Consider the following 19,973-nt stretch of genomic DNA (forward strand, 5'->3'; position numbering starts at 1 on the left):
TCGACGGACGACCGCTGCTCGGGCTGCCGGCGCTGCTCAGGGGGAACCGTCGCCGCGCCTCCGGGGGCCGGGCATTCCGCCGCCGCCCAACCCGCCTCCCAACCCGCCTCCCAAGCCGCCGCCCAGGCCACCTCCCATGCCGCCGGGCATTCCGCCGCCCATCCCTCCGGGCATTCCGCCACCGCGGGTCCTGATCTTCGGGCCGGTCGGACCCTGCGGCGGGGCCTGCTCGCGGTGGCCGTTGCCGCGGGGCGGGGGCAGTGTCTCGGACTTGCTGAACTGGGTGTTGTAGAGGCTGGAGTAGAGGCCGCCGGCGGCGAGGAGTTCGTCGTGGGTGCCGCGTTCGCGGACCCGGCCGTCGTCGATGACGAGAATCTGGTCGGCCTCGCGGATGGTGGAGAGCCGGTGCGCGATCACCAGGGAGGTGCGGTTGCTCAGCGCCGCGCTCAGGGCGCGCTGCACGGCGGCCTCCGATTCGGAGTCCAGGTGGGCGGTGGCCTCGTCGAGAACGACGATCGCCGGTGCCTTCAGCAGAAGCCGGGCCACCGCGAGCCGCTGCTTCTCGCCGCCGGAGAGCCGGAAGCCGCGGTCGCCGACGACGGTGTCGAGCCCGTCCGGCAGGGAGCTGATCAGGTCCCGGATACGGGCCTGTTCGCACGCCTCCAGCAGCTCCTCCTCGGTGGCACCGGGGCGGGCGTAGGCGAGGTTCGCGCGGATGGTGTCGTGGAAGAGGTACGCGTCCTGGGCGACGACGCCCACGGTCGCGGCCAGGGACTCGAAGGTGAGGTCGCGGACGTCCTTGCCGTCGATACGGACGGCTCCCGAGGTCGCGTCGTACAGCCGGGACACCAGATGGGTGATCGTGGTCTTGCCGGCGCCGGAGGGGCCGACGAGTGCGGTGAGCGTGCCGGGGGCGACGGTGAAGTCCAGTCCGTGCAGGACTTCGGGCACGGCCTTGGCGCGCTCGTCGGCGGTGGCGGGATGGTTCTCCAGGGAGGCCGGCGAGACTTCCTCGGGGCGGGGGTAACCGAAGGAGACCTGCTCGAAGCGGATCTCCCGGCCCCGGCCGCCACCGCCGCTGCCGCCGCTTCCATCGCCGCCGCTGCCGGGCGCGGGGAGCGCGACGGCGTCCGGGCGTTCCTCGATGAGCGGCTTGATGTCGAGCAGTTCGAAGATCCGGTCGAAACTGATCAGCACCGTGAGGGCGTTGGCCTGGATGCTGGAGAGCTGGGTGATGGGGCCGAACAGCCGGCCCAGCAGTGTGGCGAGGGCAACCAGCGTGCCGAGTCCGATCACCCCGTCGAGGACCAGTCCGCCGCCGACTCCGTACACGAGCGCGGTGGTGAGCGCGGTGAGCAGGGCCATGAGAATGAAGGCGAGGCGGCTGAAGACGGTCAGCCGTACGCCGACGTCGCGCACCTTCTCCGCTTGGCTCCGGTACTTCCCCAGTTCCTCCGCCGGGCGGCCGAAGAGCTTCGCCAGCATGGCGCCTTGCACATTGAAACGCTCGTGAATCGTCCCGCTGAGCTGGGCGTGCAGCTCCATCTGCTTCCGGGAGTACGCCTGGAGCCGGCGGCCGACATAGAGCCAGGGCAGGAAGAACACCGGCAGCAGCACCAGCGCGATCAGGGTGATGAGCCAGGAGAGATAGAACATCTCGGCGAGTACCAGCACCACCGTGAGGGCGCCGGTGGCCGACAGCAGCACCGTGGTGAGGGCCTGCTGGGCCATGACCACATCGGTGCTGAGGCGGCTGGAGAGGGCGCCGGTCTGGGTACGGGTGAAGAAGGCCAGCGGCATGCGCTGTACATGGCTGAACGCCCGGACCCGCAGATCGCGGCTCACCCCCTGGCCGATGCGCCCGGACAGGGCACTCTGCGCGAACTGGGTCAGGGCGCCGACGAGGGCGAGTCCGGCGACGATCAGCGCCAGTGTGACGACGACTCCGGCATCGTCCTTCATGATCCCGCCGTCGACGATCTCCTTCAGCAACAGCGGAGTGGTGACGATGATGAGGGAATCGACGAGGGTCACGAGAATGAGGGTGACCACGGTTCGGCGGTGCGGCCTGAGGAAGGCCAGTACCCGCCGCCCTGTTCCCGGTCTGATCTTGGAGGGCTCCGCATCATCGCCGCCCTTCATCATCACCCCACCGGGGGTCTGAGTGACCAGCATGTCGACGAATACCTCCTGCTGTAGGGATTCGGTGGAGCAGCGGCCGTGAATGGGAGAAGAAGCCCTCGGACACATCCCGGCGCCGCGGTCCGGGAGGCGACGATACCTGTCTGAATTCGGGCCAACCACGCGCCCCGGCAGGGATTTCGGGTATGCCGGAACGATCACCGAAAAAGGCAGCCCAGGGCGGGATTTACGCGGGTCGCGCGCGCAGGGAAGTGCGAGCCCGTGTGAATGAGGTGCGCCGGGCGCGCGAAAGTGCGCCGTATCAGCACGCGGACATGCCGTCGGGCCGAGCGGCGTCACTCAATGCCGCTCGGCCGGAAGGCTTGCACTCGCCGCGGGAATGATGGGCGGCTCCGGCGTCCAACCGCTCACATTGCGCAGTTGGACAAGCCGGTTGGACAGTCCGGTGAAATCAAACGGTCGGACAGGGCGTGGAATCCGCGGGAGAAGCGGCGGATTCCCCGACCTGGGCGGTGTTCTTCTCCACTTGGGCCGCGAGCTCTTCCCAGATGTGCGCACACTCGCGGGCCAGATGTGCCACGGTCCCGCTCCAGTGCGGCGGAACGATGTCGACGATTCCCTTCCACTCGTCCGGCGGGAGCATGTGCACACTGAGCAGGCGCAGTAATTGACGCCCTGTCTCATTGAATCGGAGTGTGGGATCCGCCTTGAGCAGATTCACCGCCGAGAGCCCGTCCGCGCCGGCGGCGGGGCCGGCCGGCCGGGTCTCACCGTGACCCTGCTGCGGTACGACCTTCAGCAATTCCCCGCGCGTGCGGGGCCGGACGCCCCTCTGCCTCGGCGGGAGCAGCGGCTCCTCCCCCCGGCTGAGCCGGTTGCGCACATCCCGCGCGGTCTCCGGGGAGATGCCGGCGGCCCGCGCTATCTGACGGAGCGACAGATTGGGATTCTCGGATATCAGCTGGCAGGCCCGCTTGCGCCCCTCGGCGATGTCGACACGGCGCACCCGCCCGTCCCGGCCGATCCTCGCGATGTTCTCCTCCGGGGCACCGACCGTCTGCGACCGGCGCACCTCGGCGACCGTGCGGGGGGCGATGCCCGTCACGGAGGCGATCTTCCGGTCCGACCACTGCGGATGGGTGGTGCTGATCCGCGCGGCGGCCCGCTTGCGGTCGCGCAGTGACAGCGGCAGTCCGTGCCGCACATTCGACTCGACGGCGATCACAAAGGCGTCCGCCTCGGTGCCGTCGTAGAAGGTCACCGCGATGGAGCGGTCGCCGCGCAGCTGGGCGGCGCGCAGTCGGTGCAGTCCGTCGATCACCCGCATCGAGTCGCGGTGCACAATGATGGACGGCAGGGGAACGTCCAACTCCGCCAATGCCGCCACATGGTCGGGGTCTTCGCCCGCTCTTCTTGGTGAACCCTCCGTCGACAATGATCGAATGTCGACATCAACATCGACAACTCTGACACCGGTTTCCCCCCGTCGCACCCGCATCTCCGTTCGCTCGGCCAACGCCTTCCTCACGTGTCACCTTCGGGCAGCACCCGACACACGTCGATTCCGCTGCTTCGCATCGATCAATCGGTGCTTGTCACAATTGATCGTCGGCGCTGTACGGCCGCATCACCACTGCGCTGCCGCAGTCGGGCCCGAGTCGCTTCCGCCCCCGGGTCGTGGAGTCCGCTCCGGCGAGAAGCCGAGTGGTAAGCACTCGCTTTTCGCACGAGTCTCCAGGCGAACAAGAGTTCTTTTTCTTCTGGCGCATCCACTCTAACAGCAGCACTCAGCCCAGGGAACGAGTTTCATGGTGGCCGTCAGCCTTTGAGACGGCATGTCAATTCCGCCGAACAGGCAGGTGCACGGCGGCCCGGAAGTCGGAATGTTTCATTCCCCTTAACCTTCCGGCTATTCACCGCCCATTCGTCGCCGCCCGACGACACCGTCGGGTAAGGGGGCAACTCGGCACCGAAAAACGACGGCCCGCCGCAGTGCGCGCCGAGCCCCCGGAAGCGGAAATACCGGCCCCTCCCGAGAGGGCCGCCGATCAAGGACACGCAACCCCGGTATCCGAACAAACCCGCTTTGCCACCGGCGCCCGATACTCTCACCGGCCGGGTTTCAGCGAAGTAACAGCGCTTCGGCGACCGCTGTTCCCGGCCGCATCGACCTGTCGGGTCACAGCCGGGGAAACGAAGGCGTTCCGGCGCGGTAACCACCTCCGCGCTCTACTGAGCAACGGATCGCGACGACTCCCCGACTCCACCCAGGAGGCTCCATGGGCAACGCAACCAGCCTCTGCGTCACATGTGGCGCAGAGTTCGTCCCGGCGACCCCGCGCCGGGGCCACCCCGACACACGCTTCTGCACCGCCGCCTGCCGTGCGCTCCGGGAGCGGACCCACGGTCCGCGCATCATCCCCGGGCCGGCCTCCGCGGGCGCGGCGTGCGCGGCCGAGATGGTCGAGCCGGACGAAGCGGTGGATCCGCCGGCCGGATCACTGGAGGTGGTCGGGTCGGTCAAGATGGCCGAGCCCGTCGAACTGGTGCGGCCGGTCGAAGTGATCGGGGCGGACGGGACGGCCGGGGCCGACGCCGGCCGTCCGGCCCCGCTGCCGCCGCTGGGCACCGAGCACTGCTGTCCGCATTGCGGCCATCAGTTCGCGATTGTCAATTTCGTCATGAAGAGCCTTGATTCGGCCGGCTGATGTTGATGGACACGGGCGTGAACACGGAAGCGGGACGGGACGCCGGAGCGCGGTCCGGGCGGACGCCCGGGACAGCCGGGCGACGGCGGGGCCGTACGGACACCCCGGGCCCGCCCGGCGCCGCCCGGCCGGATCAGCCGATGGGGCCGCGCACACATTTCAGCCAAAGATCGACTTCATCGAGGGGCGCGGGATCGACGGAATAGAGGCGCCGGGTGCCCTCGGGGCGCATGGTGGCGAATCCGGCCTCGCGAAGAGTCCGCAGATGCTGGGAGACGGCGGGCTGTGAGATGCCGAACTCCGCGCGGATCACCTCGGCGACCGCGCCCGAGGGACGCTCACCCGCGGCGAGCAGCTCCAGGATGCGGCGGCGGACGGGATCGCCCAGGACATCGAGTGCGTGCACGGACCGAAGGTACAGCCGAGGCTTATATAAGGCAAAGCTGAATAATCGGCACTCGATCGGCCGGGAACTGAGGGGGCACACCAGTCGTTGGCCACATTGGGCACAGCAAACGTCAAGAAAGGCGCGGCCCGCGCCGGATTGCGCAGGGGATTTCCATGGGTGTCAGCCTGTCCAAGGGCGGCAATGTCTCACTCAGCAAGGAGGCCCCGGGCCTGACGGCGGTGGTCGTGGGCCTGGGCTGGGATGTACGCAGCACCACCGGGACCGACTTCGACCTGGACGCCAGCGCCCTGCTGGTGGACGCGAACGGCAAGGTCGTCTCCGACCAGCACTTCGTCTTCTTCAACAACCTGAAGAGCCCCGACGGCTCCGTCGAGCACACCGGTGACAACCTCACCGGTGAGGGCGAGGGCGACGACGAGCAGATCAAGGTGAATCTGGCGGGCGTGCCCGCCGAGGCGCAGAAGATCGTCTTCCCGGTCTCGATCCACGAGGGCGAGAGCCGCGGCCAGTCCTTCGGCCAGGTGCGGAATGCCTTCATCCGCGTCGTGAACCAGGCCGGTGGCGCCGAGCTCGCGCGCTACGACCTCAGCGAGGACGCCTCGACCGAGACCGCGATGGTCTTCGGTGAGCTCTACCGCAATGGCGCGGAGTGGAAGTTCCGCGCCGTGGGCCAGGGTTACGCCTCCGGGCTGCGCGGCATCGCGCAGGACTTCGGCGTCAACATCTAGGACCCGTGAAGCGAGCGGGCCTCCGGGCGGGCATCGGCCCGCCCGGGGGCCGCGCCCGCCCGGGCGGGCCGGGCTCTCGCGGGATGCGCGGGCCGGTTCCGGCCCATGGGCGGGTGGGCCCGGGTGTCTCCTGGGTACCCTTGATTCCCAGCCGAGGAGTCGAGGCAGCCGAGGAGTAGGTCAGCGCATGGCAACCGAGGCCCCCACCGGCCAGCACCCGATGGCACCGCCACCGGGGGTGGAGCAGCTCTGGTTCGGCCGTGTCCCCGATCTCGTGGCGGACGCGCTCGCCCACCGGCAGCTGCTCAATGCCGAGGAGTCCGCACGGCTGGATTCCTTCCTCCGCCCGGCCCCCCGCGAGGCCTATGCCGTCGCCCATGTGGCGCTGCGGCGCCTGCTCGGCGAGCGGCTCGGGCGCTCCCCCGAGGCCGTGGTGCTGGAGCGCGACCCGTGCACCCACTGCGGCGGACCGCACGGCCGGCCCGTGGTGCCCGGCAATACCGTTCACTTCTCGCTCTCGCACACCGGCGGCATGGTGCTGATCGCCCTGGCCGCGGCACCCGTCGGGGTCGATGTCGAAGCACTCGCCGACGACGCGACGATCACCGAGATCACCGGTCAGCTGCACCCCCGCGAGCGCGCGGAGCTGGCGGCCCTGGAGGCGGGCGAGCGGTCCTCCGCCTTCACCCGCTGCTGGACCCGCAAGGAATCCGTGCTGAAGGCCACCGGCGCCGGGCTCAACGAGGGCACGGCCCATCTCTATGTGGGCACCGGCTCCCGTCCGGCCGCGCCGGACAGCGGCTGGCTGCTCAGTGACGTACCGACCGACCCGGGATACGCGGCGGCCGTGGCCGTGCGGGTCACCGGCTCCGGGCACTGACCCGGGGCCGCGGCGTATCGGCAGACCGGCCGGCGCGGGCCTTCCGCACCCCGGCCGAACCACCGGATGCACGGGAGACGGAACTCATGGAGTTCGTCGTATTCATGACCATACCGGGGCTGGTGATCGTGCTGTTGATCATCGCCTTCGCCGATCAGATCATGCGGGCCACCGGGCTCGGCAAGCGCACGGGGCAGGTCTCCGCGACCGGCTTCGAGCAGCTGCACGCCACCTTCTCGCCGGGAAAGCAGAGCGAGCTGAAGGAGCGGCAGAGCGCGCTGCTGCTGAAGGACGACGACGAGGACGGCGCACCGCCGAACCGCTCCACGGTCGATCTGGACAGCGGACGCGCGGTGGTACGGCTGCCCCGGGCACCCGAGACCTCCTGAGGTCTCCCGGGCCGGGGCTCCGGACAGCCCCGGTCAGGCGGGCCGGGACGCCTTGAGCGAGTACATCAACGGGAAGCGGGGACGGTCCGCGGGCAGCCGGTGGTAGCCGTCGGGACCCGCGGTCATGTTGTCGAAGCGCGCGAAGAGCGAGACATCGTGCTCGCGCAGGAACTCCAGCCGCAGCCCGGCCGCGCAGAGCGCGGAGACCACCTCGCCGATCGGGTGCTGCCACTCCACCGTGCGGTTGTGCACGGTCGGCGCGGTGAAGTCGGCATAGGTCCCGGACATCTCCTCGATCCAGGCGTCGCGCGAGAAGTAGTCGTGGACGACCCGGGAGCCCGTCTCGTCGTCGAGCACATCGGTGACGGGATGGAACTCGGCGAGATAGAGAAAGCCGCCGGGGGCGACGAGAGAGGCGGCGGTCTCCGCCCAGCGCGTGATGTCCGGCAGCCAGCACAGCGCGCCGCAGCCGGTGTAGACGATGTCGTACGACGAGTCCGGCACGGCCTGCGCCGCGTCGTACACATCGGCGGCCACGAAAGCGGCCCGCTCCGGTCCGAGTCCGATCTCCGCGGCGAGCCCGCGCGCCGCCTCCACGGCCGGTTCGGAGAAGTCGAGCCCCACCACCCGCGCCGCTCCCCGCCGGGCCCAGGAGAGGGTGTCCAGGCCGAAGTGGCACTGGAGGTGGAGGAGCGTACGGCCGGTGACATCGCCGACCTCCGCGACCTCGAAGTCCCGCAGCGGGTCGGCGCCGGCGCGGAAGGCGTCCAGCTTGTAGAAGTCGCTCGCGACATGGATCGGGACGCGCTCGTCCCAGTTGGAACGGTTGGTGTCGCGCCAGTCGGCGGGCTCGTCGCGCGGAATCGGGGAAGACATGCCCCCGAAGTTATCCACAGGCCGCGGATGGCGCGAACGGTTTATCCGCCGGCCCCGTGACCGCCGCTCCGCGAGGGCCGCCGGAGCCGGCCGCGCGATCGGGTTGGATGGGGGCATGAATGATGCAGAGGTCACCCCCAGCGAGGCCACGCCCGACAAGGCCGCCCCCGCCGGGATCACGCCCGACTGGGAGAAGCGATTCCGCGCTCCCCGTGTCTCTCTCCCCGACTGGGCCGAGGACGCGCCGGACCGCTCGCTCTTCGTGTCGAACGCGACGGGGACGTACGAGCTCTACGCGTGGGACCGGGCGACCGGCGGGCAGCGGCAGGCGACCGACCGGCCGAACGGGACGACGGACGGGGTGCTCTCCCCGGACGGCGAGTCGATCTGGTGGTTCTCGGACACGGACGGGGACGAGTTCGGGATATGGCTGCGGCAGCCCTTCGGCGGGGGCGCGGATGTGCCCGCCGCACCCGGGCTCGCCCCCTCCTACCCGGCCGGTCTGGCGATCGGGCGGCACGGGGCCTCGGTGGTCGGCCGGTCCACCGACGACGACGGCACCACCGTCCATGTCGTGCGCGACGGGGCCGAGCCGGTGGAGATCTACCGGCACCGGGAGTCGGCCGGGGTCGGCGATCTGTCCCACGACGGCACCCTGATCGCGATCGAGCACACCGAGCACGGCGACGCGATGCATGCGGCGGTGCGGGTGGTGCGGATCGACGGCACCCCGGTGGCCGAGCTCGACGACACCCGGGGGGGTGTGGAGGAGCTGGGCCTGGAGGTGCTCGGTTTCGCCCCGGTGGACGGGGACACCCGGCTGCTCGTGGGGCATCAGCGGCGGGGCCGCTGGGAGCCGATGGTCTGGGATGTCGCCTCGGGCGAGGAGCGCGATCTCGCGATCGAGCTGCCGGGCGATGTGAGCGCCGAGTGGTATCCGGACGGTTCGGGGCTGCTGATCGCGCACAGTTTCGAGGCCCGCGGCGAGCTGTGGCGTTACGACCTGGCCGGCGGCGGGCTGGAACGCGTGGAGACCCCCGCGGGGTCGGTCTCCGGGGCGACGGCCCGCCCCGACGGGACGGTCGAGTACCTCTGGTCGTCCGCCGCGCTGCCGCCGCAGGTGCGCTCCACGGCGGGCGGGACCGTACTCGACCCGCCCGGACCGAAGGCGCCCGGGTCGGTGCCGGTGGAGGATGTCTGGGTGGAGGGGCCGGGCGGCCGGATCCACGCACTGGTGCAGCGCCCCGCCGGATCGGCGGGAGCGGGTCCGCTGCCGACCGTGTTCGAGATCCACGGCGGCCCGACCTGGCACGACAGCGACGCTTTCGCGGCCGGCCCGGCGGCCTGGGTCGACCACGGCTATGCGGTGGTACGGGTCAATTACCGGGGCTCGACCGGGTACGGCCGGGCCTGGACCGACGCGCTCAAGCACCGGGTCGGGCTGATCGAGCTGGAGGACATCGCGGCGGTCCGCGAGTGGGCGGTGACCTCCGGTCTCGCCGACCCGGCACGGCTGGTCCTCACCGGCGGCTCCTGGGGCGGCTATCTGACCCTGCTGGGGCTGGGCACCCAGCCCGAGTCCTGGTCACTGGGGATCGCGGGCGTGCCGGTCGCCGACTATGTCACGGCCTATCACGACGAGATGGAGGCGCTGAAGGCGCTGGACCGCACCCTGTTCGGCGGCACTCCGGAGGAGGTTCCGGAGCGGTTCGCGGCCTCCTCGCCGCTGACCCATGTCGACGCGGTGCGGGTGCCGGTCCACATCTCGGCGGGGGTCAACGACCCGCGCTGCCCGATCCGGCAGGTGGAGAACTATGTGGACCGGCTGGCGGCCCGGGGCGCGGTCCACGAGGTGTACCGGTACGACGCCGGCCACGGCTCGCTGGTGGTGGAGGAGCGGATCAAGCAGGTGGGGATGGAGATCGCCTTCGCCGCCGCGCACTTGGGCGGATGAGCCGGGTCCGTACCCCGGGGCGGCCGGGTCCGTACCCCGGGGCGGCCGGGTCCGCGCCCCGGGGTACGGACGGGGTACGGGCGGGGCGCGGCCGGACAGGGGGCGGACAGGAGCGGCCGGAGCGCGTTCCGTACCGTGGAGGGGTGTACCGGTTCCTGCTGACACCCCGCTGGTGGGGCATCAACGCCTTCGTCGTGCTGGCGATCCCGTTCTGCATCTTCATGGGCTCCTGGCAGCTCGGGAAGTTCGAGGACCGGGTGGACACCCACCAGGCGGCCAAGCGGGCGCCCGCGCCCGGTGAGCAGCGGGCCGCGCCGCTGGAGGAGCTGCTGCCGGTGGACAAGAACACCTCCGGCCGTCCGGCGACGGTGACCGGGAGCTATGACGAGCAGTTCATCGTGCCCGGCCGCGAGCTGGACGGTGAGCGCGGTTCCTATGTGCTCACCCTGCTGCGGACCGACGGCGGCCGGACCCTGCCCGTGGTACGCGGCTGGCTGGCCCCGGGTGCGCCGGTGCCGGACGCCCCGGCCGGTGAGGTCACCGTGACGGGAGCGCTCCAGGCGTCCGAGAACGCGGGTACCGACGGGGTGCGGGCGGGCGGGCTGCCCGGCGGGCAGCTGGGCATGATCAGCGCCGCCGCGCTGGTGAACCTCGTCCCCGATGATGTCCACGACGCGTGGATCACACTCACGGAGACCGACGCGGCGAGCGGTCTGGTGCCGGTGCCCGCCTCCATCCCGGATGGCAGCGGGCTCGATCTGAAGGCGTTCCAGAACCTCGGCTACACCGGCGAATGGTTTGTCTTCGCGGCCTTTGTGCTCTTCATGTGGTTCCGGCTGGTGCGGCGCGAGGCGGAATCGGAGCGGGACCGCCGGCTGGGGCTGGAACCGGACCCGGTCTGACCCGGTCCGTCACCAGCCGGGGCCGGGGGCGCCGCCCGCCCGGATCCCGGCCGGCGGCGGGAGCGCGGCCGGGTCTCCGGTGGTGTCAGCCCGCGGCCAGCAGGCCGGTGCGGTAGACCGTGCCGGCGCAGGCGTTCGCGATGTCGGTGGCGGCCGTCGGGGAGCCCGCGGGTGCCGTGTGGGAGACCGAGATACTGCCGTCCTGAAGGCCGTCCGCGCGGACCAGCTGGGTGGTGATGCCGCCCGGCGCCGTGCCGAAGCCGCCGCCCGTCTCACCGGTGGGCGGCTCGCCCGAGGGGGTGGGCTCGGGGGAGGCACCGGTGGTCGGACAGGTCTCGCTCGGCACCCAGGCGAACCGCACCTCATAGGAGGCGGAGGGCGCCAGCAGCAGATCGGACGAGGACTCCGACGGGTCGGGGAGGCCGCTCGCCGCGTCGCCCGGCGACTGGTGCACCACACTGATCTTGGCCGCGTCGGCCGCGCCCATCGGCAGGACGTCGACGGTGCCGCCGCCGCTGACCGTGCAGCTGCTGCCGGAGACATTGGAGACCCGGAAACTGCCGTAGACCTTGCCCTCGCCGTCCGGGACGCCGGACTGCGCGGAGACGGTCTGGAGCTGATCGGGGGCGCAGAGCAGCGGGGTCGGGGCCCCGCCGTTGGGACGGTCGTGCGGCCGGCCGCCGTCGCCGTCACCCTGGCCGGGGCCGGGCTTCTCGCCGGGCGGGACGGACGGGTTGTCGGGGCCGCCCGGCTTGCCGGAGGCCCCGGCGGTGGGACCCGCCGGATCCCGCGACTCCGTACCGGCGCCGGGCTCGGCCTGATTGCCGCCCGTCGCATGCTGGGTGTTGCCCATGGTGATGGGGTCGGCCTTCGTGCCGCCGCCGGAATTCGCCACATGGACGAAGGCGGGCACGGCGGTGCCGATCAGCACCACCGCGGCGGCCATGCCGACCAGGGCCTGGCGCTTGCGGGCCCGGCGGGCGGGCACCGCCTTGCGGAGATGGTCGAGCGCGCCGTCGGCGGGCGCCAGATCGCCCACGGCGCCCTGGAGCAGCCTTCGCAGGGACTCCTCCTCGCCGTGCGGGCCGTCGCCGCCGCCGTCACCACCGGCACCGAAGCCGGCGCCCCGGCCACCGCCGCCACCGCCGCCGGCCGAACCGCCGAAGAGGGCGCTCAGCAGGGCCCCCTCCCCGCCGGCGGGACCGCTTGCGGGACCGGCACCGCGATCGGGACCGGTGTCTTGATCGGGATCAACGCCGCGATCGGGACCGGCCTCACCGCCGGCCGCCTCCTCGGCGGGACCGCCGGCCGCGCTCTCGGCCGCGCCCTCGGCGGGGCCCGCTCCCGGTCCCGCGGAATCCGTCACCGGATCCGCCGGAGCCGCCGCGTCCACGGACCGCGCCGGCTCCGGGGCAGCCGCGGACTCCGCCGCGGGGGTGCCGTCGTGGCCGTGGGGAGCGTTTTCCGGCCCGTTCTTCACAATTCCGTTCCCAGTCCGGTCGTCGGGCGGCCCGTCCGGCCCGTACCGCTCACAGCTGTTCCTGTCGGCACTCATGCCGTGGCCTCCATGGCGACGCGGAGCGCCGCGATGCCCCTGGATCCGTACGCCTTCACCGACCCGAGCGATATTCCCAGCGTCTCGGCGACCTGGGCCTCCGTCATGTCCGCGAAGTAGCGGAGCACCAGGACCTCGCGCTGGCGGCGCTGGAGGCCCTTCATCGCCTTGATGAGGGCGTCGCGCTCCAGCTGGTCGTAGGCGCCCTCCTCCGCGCTCGCCATGTCCGGCATCGGCTTGGAGAGCAGCTTGAGGCCGAGGATGCGGCGGCGCAGAGCGGAGCGGGAGAGGTTGACCACGGTCTGGCGCAGATAGGCGAGGGTCTTCTCCGGGTCGCGGACGCGCTTGCGCGCGGAGTGGACGCGGATGAACGCCTCCTGGACGACGTCCTCGCAGGAGGCGGTGTCGTCGAGCAGGAGCGCGGCGAGGCCGAGCAGCGAGCGGTAGTGCGCGCGGTAGGTCTCGGTGAGGTGGTCGACGGTGGTGCCGGCGGCCGCGGCCCCCTCGGCGCTCTCGCGCTGGGAGGGCAGACGGGTGGTGCCCGTGCTGGGCATGGGAGCGATCACCGGCATACCGCCGGACGGACGGGGCTTGCGCACCGGACGCGCGGTCGCGCCCCGGACGGGACCGGGAGCCCGGACCGGAACGGCGACCAGGGCCGCGACCCCGGCTCGCTCGCCGGCGAGAACCGCTGTCGCGCCGGAGCCGCGGGCCGGGTCAGCGGCGGGTGGCCGGGCGGGAACCGCCGGCCGGCCGCGCGCCGGGGAAGCTCTGCGGACGGGAACGGCCGAGCCGGCGCCGCGGACCAGACGCGCCACAGCGCCTCCGACCGGGACCACCTCTGAGATGTCGAGTACCTCTGCCACGACTGTTGGACACGCATCCCCCCATCAGGGTTGTACGCGTACGCCACCGCTTTTGACGGTGCTCCCTTTGTCGTCATGCGTACTCGCTCTTCCCCAATGGCCCATTTTTCGCGACACCGCACAGAGGTGAACGCGAAGACGCCGCTCACCCCGTGGCCGGTTGCGGTTCCGGGAAGCGAATTCTCCGAGCACCCCGACAGTCCGGCCCAAAAGGCACAGACCTTCGATTTGTTCACAGTTGAACCACGAGGTGTTCACAGATCCTACAAACCGATTCGCCGCCCCACCAGGGGTGATCGTCAATCACCGCGATCCGGGACCGGCCGGATCGCCGCCGGCCGGCGCGGTCCGGGCGCTCTCCCGGGAGCGGTGCGCGCGGTGTGTCCGGTGCGCCGGGTGTTTCAGTGCGTGAACTCGGCCGCGACCGACTCGGCGATCTGCGCCGCGTTCAGCGCGGCCCCCTTGCGGAGATTGTCGCCGCAGATGAAGAGCTCCAGCGCGCAGGGGTCGTCCGGGGCCCGCCGGACCCGTCCCACCCAGGTGGGATCCGTGCCGACCACATCGGCGGGGGTGGGGAAGTCGCCGGCCGCGGGATCGTCGTAGAGCACCACCCCCGGCGAGGTCGCCAGGATCTCGTGCGCCCGGGCCACCGTCACCTCGCTCTCGAAGCGCGCATGCACGGCCAGGGAGTGGGTGGTGATCACCGGCACCCGTACGCAGGTCGCCGCCACCCGCAGCGACGGCAGCGAGAGGATCTTCCGGGTCTCCGCGCGCAGGCCCAGCTCCTCGGAGGACCAGCCGTCCTGTGCGAGCGAGCCGCTCCAGGGCACCACATTGAGGGCGAGCGGGGCGGCGAAGGGCCCGGTCCCGTCGCCCACGGCGCGGCGCACATCGCAGGGGGCGGTGCCCAGTTCCGTGCCGGCGACCAGGGAGAGCTGCGCCCGCAGTGCGGCCACCGCGTCCCGGCCCGCGCCGCTGGCGGCCTGATAGGTGGAGACGACCAGCTCGCGCAGCCCGAATTCGGCATGCAGCGCGCCCACCGCCGGGAGCATGGCGAGAGTGGTGTCGTGCGGCCCGGCCACGATCCCGCGCGGACGCACCCGTACGGCATGGGGGTTGATCTCGGGGACCACCAGCGGCACATCCGGGTCGAGCCGGAAGGCGGCGGAGGCGTCCACGACCACCACACCCTTGGCGGCGGCGATCGGTGCCCACCGCGCGGAGATCTCCGCGGGCACCAGGAAGAGCGCGACATCGGCGCCCGCCAGGGCGTCCTCACCGAGGGCGATCACCTCGCACTCCTCGCCGCGCACGACCGGCCGCGAGCCGGCCGTGCGCGGGGAGGCGATGAGTCTGATCTCGCCCCAGATGTCCTCGTGCTGCGACAGGATCCGCAGCATCACCGCACCGACGGCCCCGGTCGCTCCCACGACCGCGAGCGTCGGTTTGCGGGTCATCGCCCGGTGCCGCCGTAGACGACCGCTTCGTCCGAGTCGCTGTCCAGGCCGAAGGCGGTGTGCACGGCGCGCACCGCTTCGTTCACATCGTCGGCGCGGGTCACCACCGAGATGCGGATCTCGGATGTCGAGATCAGCTCGATGTTCACCCCCGCGTTGGAGAGCGCCTCGAAGAAGGAGGCGGTGACGCCGGGGTTGGTCTTCATCCCCGCGCCGACCAGCGAGATCTTGCCGATCTGGTCGTCGTAGCGGAGCGAGTCGAAGCCGATCTTCCCCTTGGCCTTCTCCAGTGCGTCGATCGCCCGGGCGCCGTCCGTCTTGGGGAGGGTGAAGGAGATGTCCGTCAGCGCGGTGGTGGCCGCCGAGACGTTCTGGACCACCATGTCGATATTGATCTCGGCATCGGCGATGGTGCGGAAGATGGCCGCGGCCTCGCCCGGCTTGTCGGGCACCCCGACGACCGTGACCTTGGCCTCGGAGACGTCGTGGGCGACTCCGGAGATGATGGCGTGCTCCACCTGCTGGTCTCCCTGCGGCTCGTTGCTGACCCAGGTGCCGCGCAGTCCGGAGAAGGACGAGCGGACATGGATCGGAATGTCGTATCGGCGTGCGTACTCGACGCAGCGGTGCAGCAGCACCTTGGAGCCGGAGGAGGCCAGCTCCAGCATGTCCTCGGAGGAGATCCAGTCGATCTTCCGGGCCTTGGGCACCACCCGGGGGTCGGCGGTGAAGACGCCGTCCACATCGGTGTAGATCTCACAGACCTCGGCGTCCAGCGCGGCGGCGAGCGCGACCGCGGTGGTGTCGGAGCCGCCCCGGCCGAGGGTGGTGATGTCCTTCTTGTCCTGGGACACACCCTGGAAACCGGCGACGATGGCGATATTGCCCTCGTCCAGCGCGGTACGGATCCGGCCGGGCGTCACATCGATGATGCGCGCCTTGTTGTGGACCGAGTCGGTGATGACACCGGCCTGGCTGCCGGTGAAGGACTGGGCCTCATGGCCCAGGTTTTTGATCGCCATGGCCAGCAGCGCCATGGAGATGCGCTCTCCAGCGGTCAGCAGCATGTCGAATTCGCGCCCGGCAGGGATCGGGGATACCTGCTCGGCGAGATCGATCAGCTCGTCCGTCGTGTCGCCCATCGCGGATACCACGACGACCACCTGATGGCCGTTCTTCTTGGCATCGACGATTCGCTTGGCGACGCGCTTGATGCCCTCGGCATCGGCAACGGAGGAGCCTCCGTACTTCTGCACGACAAGGCCCACGTGCGCTCCTCGCTCGGTTCTCCACCACAGCCATGTACTGCGGTCGGCTCAGTCTAACGAGCGGCCGTTTTCGATCCCCGGGCAGTCACATCGTGAGATGTGGCGTTCAGTGGGTGATCACGGCCGCGCTCGGACCGACTACTGCCCGGTGGGCGGCGGTGTACGCGGGGTGTGCCGCGGCTCACACACCGGCGGGCGGCGGGGAACCGGGAGGTACGGGGCGGGAGCGGGCGCCGGATCAGCCGGTGCGCAGGCCCAGCGGTACGGCGATCTCCTCCGCCATCACCCGCCCGGCCTCCTCGGCCAGCGCGTCCTCCGCCAGGTCCTCGTCCGTGTCCAGCCCGTCCAGCTCCTGGAGCGGCTGGTCCAGCCGGACATGGGCGACCAGCGACTGAAGGGCGCGCAGGGTGGCGGACGCGGTCGGTCCCCAGTTGGAGAAGTACGAGAACTGCCACCACCAGAGCGCCTCGGTGACCCGGCCGGCCCGGTAGTGGGCGAGGCCGTGGCGCAGATCGGTGACCATGTCGGCGAGGTTGTCGGAGATGCGGAAGGCCACCGGAGCCTTGCGCGGCTCATACGGGTCGAAGACCTCGGAGAAGACGTCCACCGGGTCGAGCAGCAGGGCGAACCGTTCGCGCAGGTCGTCCATGTCCGGCTCCGGGCCGGTGTCCGGTTCGTAACGCTCGTCCGGAAGGATGTCCTCATGGGCACCCAGCCGGCCACCGGTCAGCAGCAGTTGGGAGACCTCCAGCAGGAGGAAGGGCACGGCGCTGTCGGGCTCGTCGCCTTTCGCGACCTCCGTGGTGGCGACGATGAAGGATTCGACCGAGTCCGCGATCTGTACGGCGAAGTCGGCCGGGTCCTGGTTCGTTGCGTGCAGCATGGCGTCAGACATCGAGAAGTCGTCTCCCCTCGAAGGCACGTCCCAGCGTGACCTCGTCGGCGTATTCCAAGTCTCCCCCCACGGGCAGACCACTGGCCAGCCGGGTGACCCTGAGGCCCATCGGCTTGATCATGCGAGCCAGGTAGGTGGCGGTCGCCTCGCCCTCCAGATTCGGGTCCGTGGCGAGGATCAGCTCGGTGACCGCGCCATCCGCCAGCCGGGTCAGCAGCTCACGAATCCGCAGGTCATCGGGGCCGACGCCGTCGATGGGGCTGATCGCCCCGCCGAGGACGTGATAGCGGCCCCGGAATTCCCGGGTCCGCTCGATCGCCACCACGTCCTTGGACTCCTCCACCACACAGATGACGGCGGGGTCGCGGCGGGGATCACGGCAGATGTTGCACTGCTCCTGCTGCGCCACATTGCCGCAGACCACACAGAACCGGACCTTGTCCTTCACCTCCAGCAGGGCATGGGCGAGGCGGCGGACGTCGGTGGGCTCCGACTGGAGGATGTGGAAGGCGATCCGCTGCGCGCTCTTGGGACCGACGCCGGGCAGTCTGCCCAGTTCGTCGATAAGGTCCTGGATCACGCCTTCGTACAACGGACTGCCTTCCCTTGTGCCCCGGCGGCGGCGCCGGGGCCTGTCACCCCGGCTTGTGCCCCGCTCCGGGGCTCGTCACGCTCCGGGGTTTCTCATCGCCCCGGAGCGGGTGTCGCCCCACGGCTCGTACGGTAGTTCCTCGGACGCCCGCCCGGAATGGCGGACGGGGCCGGGACGGCCCGGTCAGAAGGGCAGGCCCGGCATTCCGCCCAGTCCCTGGGCGAGCGGGCCGAGCTTCTGCTGCTGGAGCTGCTGGGCGTTCTCATTGGCCGCCTGGACCGCCGCGACGACCAGGTCGGCGAGGGTCTCGGTGTCCTCCGGGTCGACCGCCTTCGGGTCGATGACCAGGCCGCGCAGCTCGCCGGAGCCGTTCACGGTGGCCTTCACGAGACCACCGCCGGCCTGGCCCTCCACCTCGGTCCGCGCCAGCTCCTCCTGGGCGCGGGCGAGATCCTGCTGCATCTTCTGGGCCTGCTGGAGGAGCTGCTGCATATTGGGCTGGCCACCACCGGGGATCACGGGTCACTCCTGGCACTTCGACAACGGTTGCTCGGTAAGCCGAGCCTACGTGGTCACCGTGCGGCATGCCGCACTCCGGAGTGACAACTCTTTCGAGTGAGTATCCTGCGGGTCCGCTACCTGATCACGGCCCGGGTGAGTGCCGAAATACCAGGATTTCCGCCACACGGACCACCATTTGGCGGTATGAAGGGCATGAGCAACCTGTTGCACGCACTTCAGCGCCTGGCTCTGCCGGCCGTCAGTCACGCAGTGTCACACCGTCCCGCCGTCGGAAAACGTCACAGACGTCAAGAACGTCATAGAGGAGTGCCCCGGTGAGCCAGCCGGAGATGCAGCCCGGGGGGCCGGCCCGGGAGGAGCGCGGTGAGGTGCCGCGCGGCGACCTGACCGGACGGCCGTTCCCCCTGGGGGACTGGGGGGAGCCGGCGGAGCGCCTCGACGAGCTGTACCGGTGGGTCGAGGCGGGCGCGCTGCGCACGACGGAGTGGTATCTGGCGGACCGGGTCCGCAAGCGCCGTACGGGCCGGGCCCTGCGGGTGGGGGCCGCGCTGGGGTTTGTCGCCGGGGCGGCGCTGCCGCTGCTGGATCTCACCCGGGCGCTGCCCGGGGCGGCCGGCTGGGGCTATGTGTCGCTGCTGCTGGGTGTGGCGTTCCTGGGGTGCGACCGGTATTTCGGGGTGACCTCCGGCTGGATGAGGAACATGGCGACGGCACAGGCCGTGCAACGGCGATTGCAGACTCTGCAATTCGACTGGGCCTCGGAGAGCGTCCGGGAGGTACTGGGCCCGACGGAGGGCACCGCGAGCGAGGCGGCCGAGCGGTGCCTGGGGGTGCTGCGGCGGTTCTCGGAGGACATGACGGAGCTGGTCCGCTCGGAGACCGAGGACTGGATGCGGGAGTTCTCCGGCTCCCCCGCGCCGCTGGTGCTCCAGTCGACCCCGCTGCCGCCGGGAACCGGTATGCGGCTGCCCGAGCCGCCCGCCCCCGGCCGCTCCTCGCTGCCGCCGGGCACCCGCCCGAACATGCCGCGGCAGCGTCCGCCGGAGTCGCCCCGCTGACTCCGCCCCGGCCCGAGGTGCGCGGGGAAGCCGCGCGGCCCGGCCGGGCCGCGCGGCTTCCCCCGGGTCAGCTGAAGACGATCATCGAGCCCTGGCCCAGGCTGCGGGTGGCCGCCGCGTGCAGCCCCAGCCAGACATGGCGCTCCCGAGCGAAGGGGCTCTCGTCGTACGGAAGCGGCCCCGCCCGCTCCTCCAGCGAGGTCGGGCGCTCCGGGGCGCGCGGGGCGGCGGGCGGATTCATCGGGTCGATGCCTATCGAGGGCGCGACGAACTCCAGCTCCCGCAGCAGCCCCTGGGTCGAGCCGAGCGGGCCGCCGCCGGCCAGCAGCTCGTCATTGAAGAGCGGGGCGGCGAAATCGACCGGGACATACGCTCCGGCGTGGTCGTAGTGCCAGACCAGATGGGACTGCTGCGCCGTGGACTCGAACATCTCCAGCAACTGCTCGTAGTCCCCGCCCAGTTCATCGACGGGCGTGACCGCGAGTCCGCAGATCTGGAGGAGATAGGCGCGCCGCAGAAAGTGCAGGGCGTCGTAGTCGAACCCCGCCACCGGGGCGACATCGCCCGACAATCCAGGCATATACGCGAATACAGGTACGGTCGGTAGTCCCGCTTCGGTCAGTGCCTGGTCATAGGAGGCCAGTTCTTCCGCGAACGGGTTGTCGGGGCTGTGGCAGAGCACATCGACGAGGGGGACCAGCCACAGGTCACAGGCCAAGGGAGGGCTCGCTCTCAGGCGGGGTCGGGGCACTGTCGTACGACGGTCGGGTCA

Annotated in this window: 18 protein-coding genes and 1 pseudogene; 7 read left to right on the forward strand and 12 right to left on the reverse strand. The window is 71.0% G+C overall.

Features of this window, described 5'->3' with window-relative positions; genetic code table 11:
• Positions 1–36 precede the first annotated feature (36 nt).
• Together AAFN69_RS00930 and AAFN69_RS00935 are read right to left on the reverse strand one after the other, a co-directional pair.
• The gene (locus tag AAFN69_RS00930) at positions 37–2,175 is read right to left on the reverse strand and encodes an ABC transporter ATP-binding protein (protein WP_347726264.1); all 2,139 of its coding nucleotides are present in this window, start codon (positions 2,173–2,175) and stop codon (positions 37–39) included.
• A gap of 418 nt (positions 2,176–2,593) precedes the next feature.
• Complete coding sequence (locus tag AAFN69_RS00935; RefSeq protein ID WP_347726265.1) at positions 2,594–3,529, reverse strand: streptomycin biosynthesis protein; 936 nt, start codon at positions 3,527–3,529, stop codon at positions 2,594–2,596.
• An 892-nt stretch (positions 3,530–4,421) separates the two neighbouring features.
• On the opposite strand from AAFN69_RS00935, the gene AAFN69_RS00940 reads away from it, so the two are divergent.
• Entirely contained in the window at positions 4,422–4,850 is a 429-nt protein-coding gene (locus tag AAFN69_RS00940) for a hypothetical protein (protein ID WP_347726266.1), read from the forward strand.
• Positions 4,851–4,995: 145 nt separating this feature from the next.
• Here the strand turns inward: AAFN69_RS00940 and AAFN69_RS00945 are convergent.
• Positions 4,996–5,256, reverse strand: a pseudogene (locus AAFN69_RS00945) (metalloregulator ArsR/SmtB family transcription factor); the annotation flags it as partial.
• 155 nt (positions 5,257–5,411) lie between these two features.
• On the opposite strand from AAFN69_RS00945, the gene AAFN69_RS00950 reads away from it, so the two are divergent.
• The 3 genes from AAFN69_RS00950 (at position 5,412) to AAFN69_RS00960 (ending at position 7,256) form a co-directional block, all read left to right on the forward strand.
• Positions 5,412–5,987 (forward strand): TerD family protein, encoded by a 576-nt coding sequence (locus AAFN69_RS00950; protein ID WP_347726267.1) that lies wholly within the window; start codon positions 5,412–5,414, stop codon positions 5,985–5,987.
• Between the two features lie 187 nt (positions 5,988–6,174).
• Positions 6,175–6,867: a 4'-phosphopantetheinyl transferase superfamily protein gene (locus AAFN69_RS00955; protein ID WP_347726268.1), complete on the forward strand. Its 693-nt coding sequence runs from the start codon at positions 6,175–6,177 to the stop codon at positions 6,865–6,867.
• A gap of 86 nt (positions 6,868–6,953) precedes the next feature.
• The gene (locus AAFN69_RS00960; protein WP_347726269.1) at positions 6,954–7,256 is read left to right on the forward strand and encodes a DUF6191 domain-containing protein; all 303 of its coding nucleotides are present in this window, start codon (positions 6,954–6,956) and stop codon (positions 7,254–7,256) included.
• A gap of 33 nt (positions 7,257–7,289) precedes the next feature.
• Here AAFN69_RS00960 and AAFN69_RS00965 read toward each other — a convergent pair whose 3' ends face one another.
• Positions 7,290–8,132, reverse strand: coding sequence for a class I SAM-dependent methyltransferase (locus tag AAFN69_RS00965; protein WP_347726270.1), 843 nt, complete (start codon positions 8,130–8,132; stop codon positions 7,290–7,292).
• Positions 8,133–8,247: 115 nt separating this feature from the next.
• Between AAFN69_RS00965 and AAFN69_RS00970 the strand changes: the two genes are divergently transcribed.
• Together AAFN69_RS00970 and AAFN69_RS00975 are read left to right on the forward strand one after the other, a co-directional pair.
• Positions 8,248–10,086 (forward strand): prolyl oligopeptidase family serine peptidase, encoded by a 1,839-nt coding sequence (locus AAFN69_RS00970; RefSeq protein ID WP_347726271.1) that lies wholly within the window; start codon positions 8,248–8,250, stop codon positions 10,084–10,086.
• A 143-nt stretch (positions 10,087–10,229) separates the two neighbouring features.
• Positions 10,230–10,988, forward strand: a complete 759-nt coding sequence (locus AAFN69_RS00975) for an SURF1 family protein (protein ID WP_347726272.1) — start codon at positions 10,230–10,232, stop codon at positions 10,986–10,988.
• Positions 10,989–11,073: 85 nt separating this feature from the next.
• Here AAFN69_RS00975 and AAFN69_RS00980 read toward each other — a convergent pair whose 3' ends face one another.
• The 7 genes from AAFN69_RS00980 to AAFN69_RS01010 form a co-directional block, all read right to left on the reverse strand.
• Positions 11,074–12,543 carry a hypothetical protein gene (locus tag AAFN69_RS00980; RefSeq protein WP_347726273.1) on the reverse strand — a complete coding sequence of 490 codons (1,470 nt, stop codon included), beginning with the start codon at positions 12,541–12,543 and terminating at the stop codon, positions 11,074–11,076.
• The gene (locus tag AAFN69_RS00985) at positions 12,540–13,115 is read right to left on the reverse strand and encodes a SigE family RNA polymerase sigma factor (protein ID WP_347726755.1); all 576 of its coding nucleotides are present in this window, start codon (positions 13,113–13,115) and stop codon (positions 12,540–12,542) included. Before AAFN69_RS00985 ends, AAFN69_RS00980 begins: the two co-directional genes overlap by 4 nt.
• A 695-nt stretch (positions 13,116–13,810) precedes the next feature.
• Entirely contained in the window at positions 13,811–14,866 is a 1,056-nt protein-coding gene (locus AAFN69_RS00990) for an aspartate-semialdehyde dehydrogenase (RefSeq protein WP_347726274.1), read from the reverse strand.
• Positions 14,863–16,134: an aspartate kinase gene (locus AAFN69_RS00995; protein WP_347726275.1), complete on the reverse strand. Its 1,272-nt coding sequence runs from the start codon at positions 16,132–16,134 to the stop codon at positions 14,863–14,865. Before AAFN69_RS00995 ends, AAFN69_RS00990 begins: the two co-directional genes overlap by 4 nt.
• A gap of 238 nt (positions 16,135–16,372) precedes the next feature.
• Complete coding sequence (locus tag AAFN69_RS01000; protein ID WP_347726276.1) at positions 16,373–17,029, reverse strand: DUF5063 domain-containing protein; 657 nt, start codon at positions 17,027–17,029, stop codon at positions 16,373–16,375.
• Positions 17,022–17,621, reverse strand: a complete 600-nt coding sequence (gene recR / locus AAFN69_RS01005; protein WP_347726277.1) for a recombination mediator RecR — start codon at positions 17,619–17,621, stop codon at positions 17,022–17,024. The genes AAFN69_RS01000 and recR overlap by 8 nt, the downstream gene beginning before the upstream one ends.
• 183 nt (positions 17,622–17,804) lie before the next feature.
• Positions 17,805–18,140 carry a YbaB/EbfC family nucleoid-associated protein gene (locus AAFN69_RS01010; RefSeq protein ID WP_347726278.1) on the reverse strand — a complete coding sequence of 112 codons (336 nt, stop codon included), beginning with the start codon at positions 18,138–18,140 and terminating at the stop codon, positions 17,805–17,807.
• A 317-nt stretch (positions 18,141–18,457) separates the two neighbouring features.
• On the opposite strand from AAFN69_RS01010, the gene AAFN69_RS01015 reads away from it, so the two are divergent.
• On the forward strand, positions 18,458–19,201 hold the full coding sequence (locus tag AAFN69_RS01015) for an SLATT domain-containing protein (protein WP_347726279.1): 744 nt from the start codon (positions 18,458–18,460) through the stop codon (positions 19,199–19,201).
• A 67-nt stretch (positions 19,202–19,268) separates the two neighbouring features.
• Here the strand turns inward: AAFN69_RS01015 and AAFN69_RS01020 are convergent, their stop codons facing one another.
• A complete protein-coding gene (locus AAFN69_RS01020) occupies positions 19,269–19,919 on the reverse strand; it encodes a hypothetical protein (protein WP_347726280.1) in 651 nt (216 codons plus the stop codon).
• Between the last annotated feature and the right edge of the window lie 54 nt (positions 19,920–19,973).

This window comes from Streptomyces sp. CAU 1734, from assembly GCF_039888735.1.
Taxonomy (GTDB): domain Bacteria; phylum Actinomycetota; class Actinomycetes; order Streptomycetales; family Streptomycetaceae; genus Streptomyces.

Excerpts from the sequence above, each read along its gene's own strand:
- AAFN69_RS00985 (WP_347726755.1), bottom strand. The coding sequence starts at position 13,115 with ATGCCGGTGATCGCTCCCATGCCCAGCACGGGCACCACCCGTCTGCCC.
- AAFN69_RS01000 (WP_347726276.1), bottom strand. The coding sequence starts at position 17,029 with ATGTCTGACGCCATGCTGCACGCAACGAACCAGGACCCGGCCGACTTC.
- AAFN69_RS00960 (WP_347726269.1), top strand. The coding sequence starts at position 6,954 with ATGGAGTTCGTCGTATTCATGACCATACCGGGGCTGGTGATCGTGCTG.
- AAFN69_RS00965 (WP_347726270.1), bottom strand. The coding sequence starts at position 8,132 with ATGTCTTCCCCGATTCCGCGCGACGAGCCCGCCGACTGGCGCGACACC.
- AAFN69_RS00980 (WP_347726273.1), bottom strand. The coding sequence starts at position 12,543 with ATGAGTGCCGACAGGAACAGCTGTGAGCGGTACGGGCCGGACGGGCCG.
- AAFN69_RS00950 (WP_347726267.1), top strand. The coding sequence starts at position 5,412 with ATGGGTGTCAGCCTGTCCAAGGGCGGCAATGTCTCACTCAGCAAGGAG.
- AAFN69_RS00990 (WP_347726274.1), bottom strand. The coding sequence starts at position 14,866 with ATGACCCGCAAACCGACGCTCGCGGTCGTGGGAGCGACCGGGGCCGTC.
- AAFN69_RS00940 (WP_347726266.1), top strand. The coding sequence starts at position 4,422 with ATGGGCAACGCAACCAGCCTCTGCGTCACATGTGGCGCAGAGTTCGTC.
- AAFN69_RS00955 (WP_347726268.1), top strand. The coding sequence starts at position 6,175 with ATGGCAACCGAGGCCCCCACCGGCCAGCACCCGATGGCACCGCCACCG.
- AAFN69_RS00930 (WP_347726264.1), bottom strand. The coding sequence starts at position 2,175 with ATGCTGGTCACTCAGACCCCCGGTGGGGTGATGATGAAGGGCGGCGAT.
- AAFN69_RS00970 (WP_347726271.1), top strand. The coding sequence starts at position 8,248 with ATGAATGATGCAGAGGTCACCCCCAGCGAGGCCACGCCCGACAAGGCC.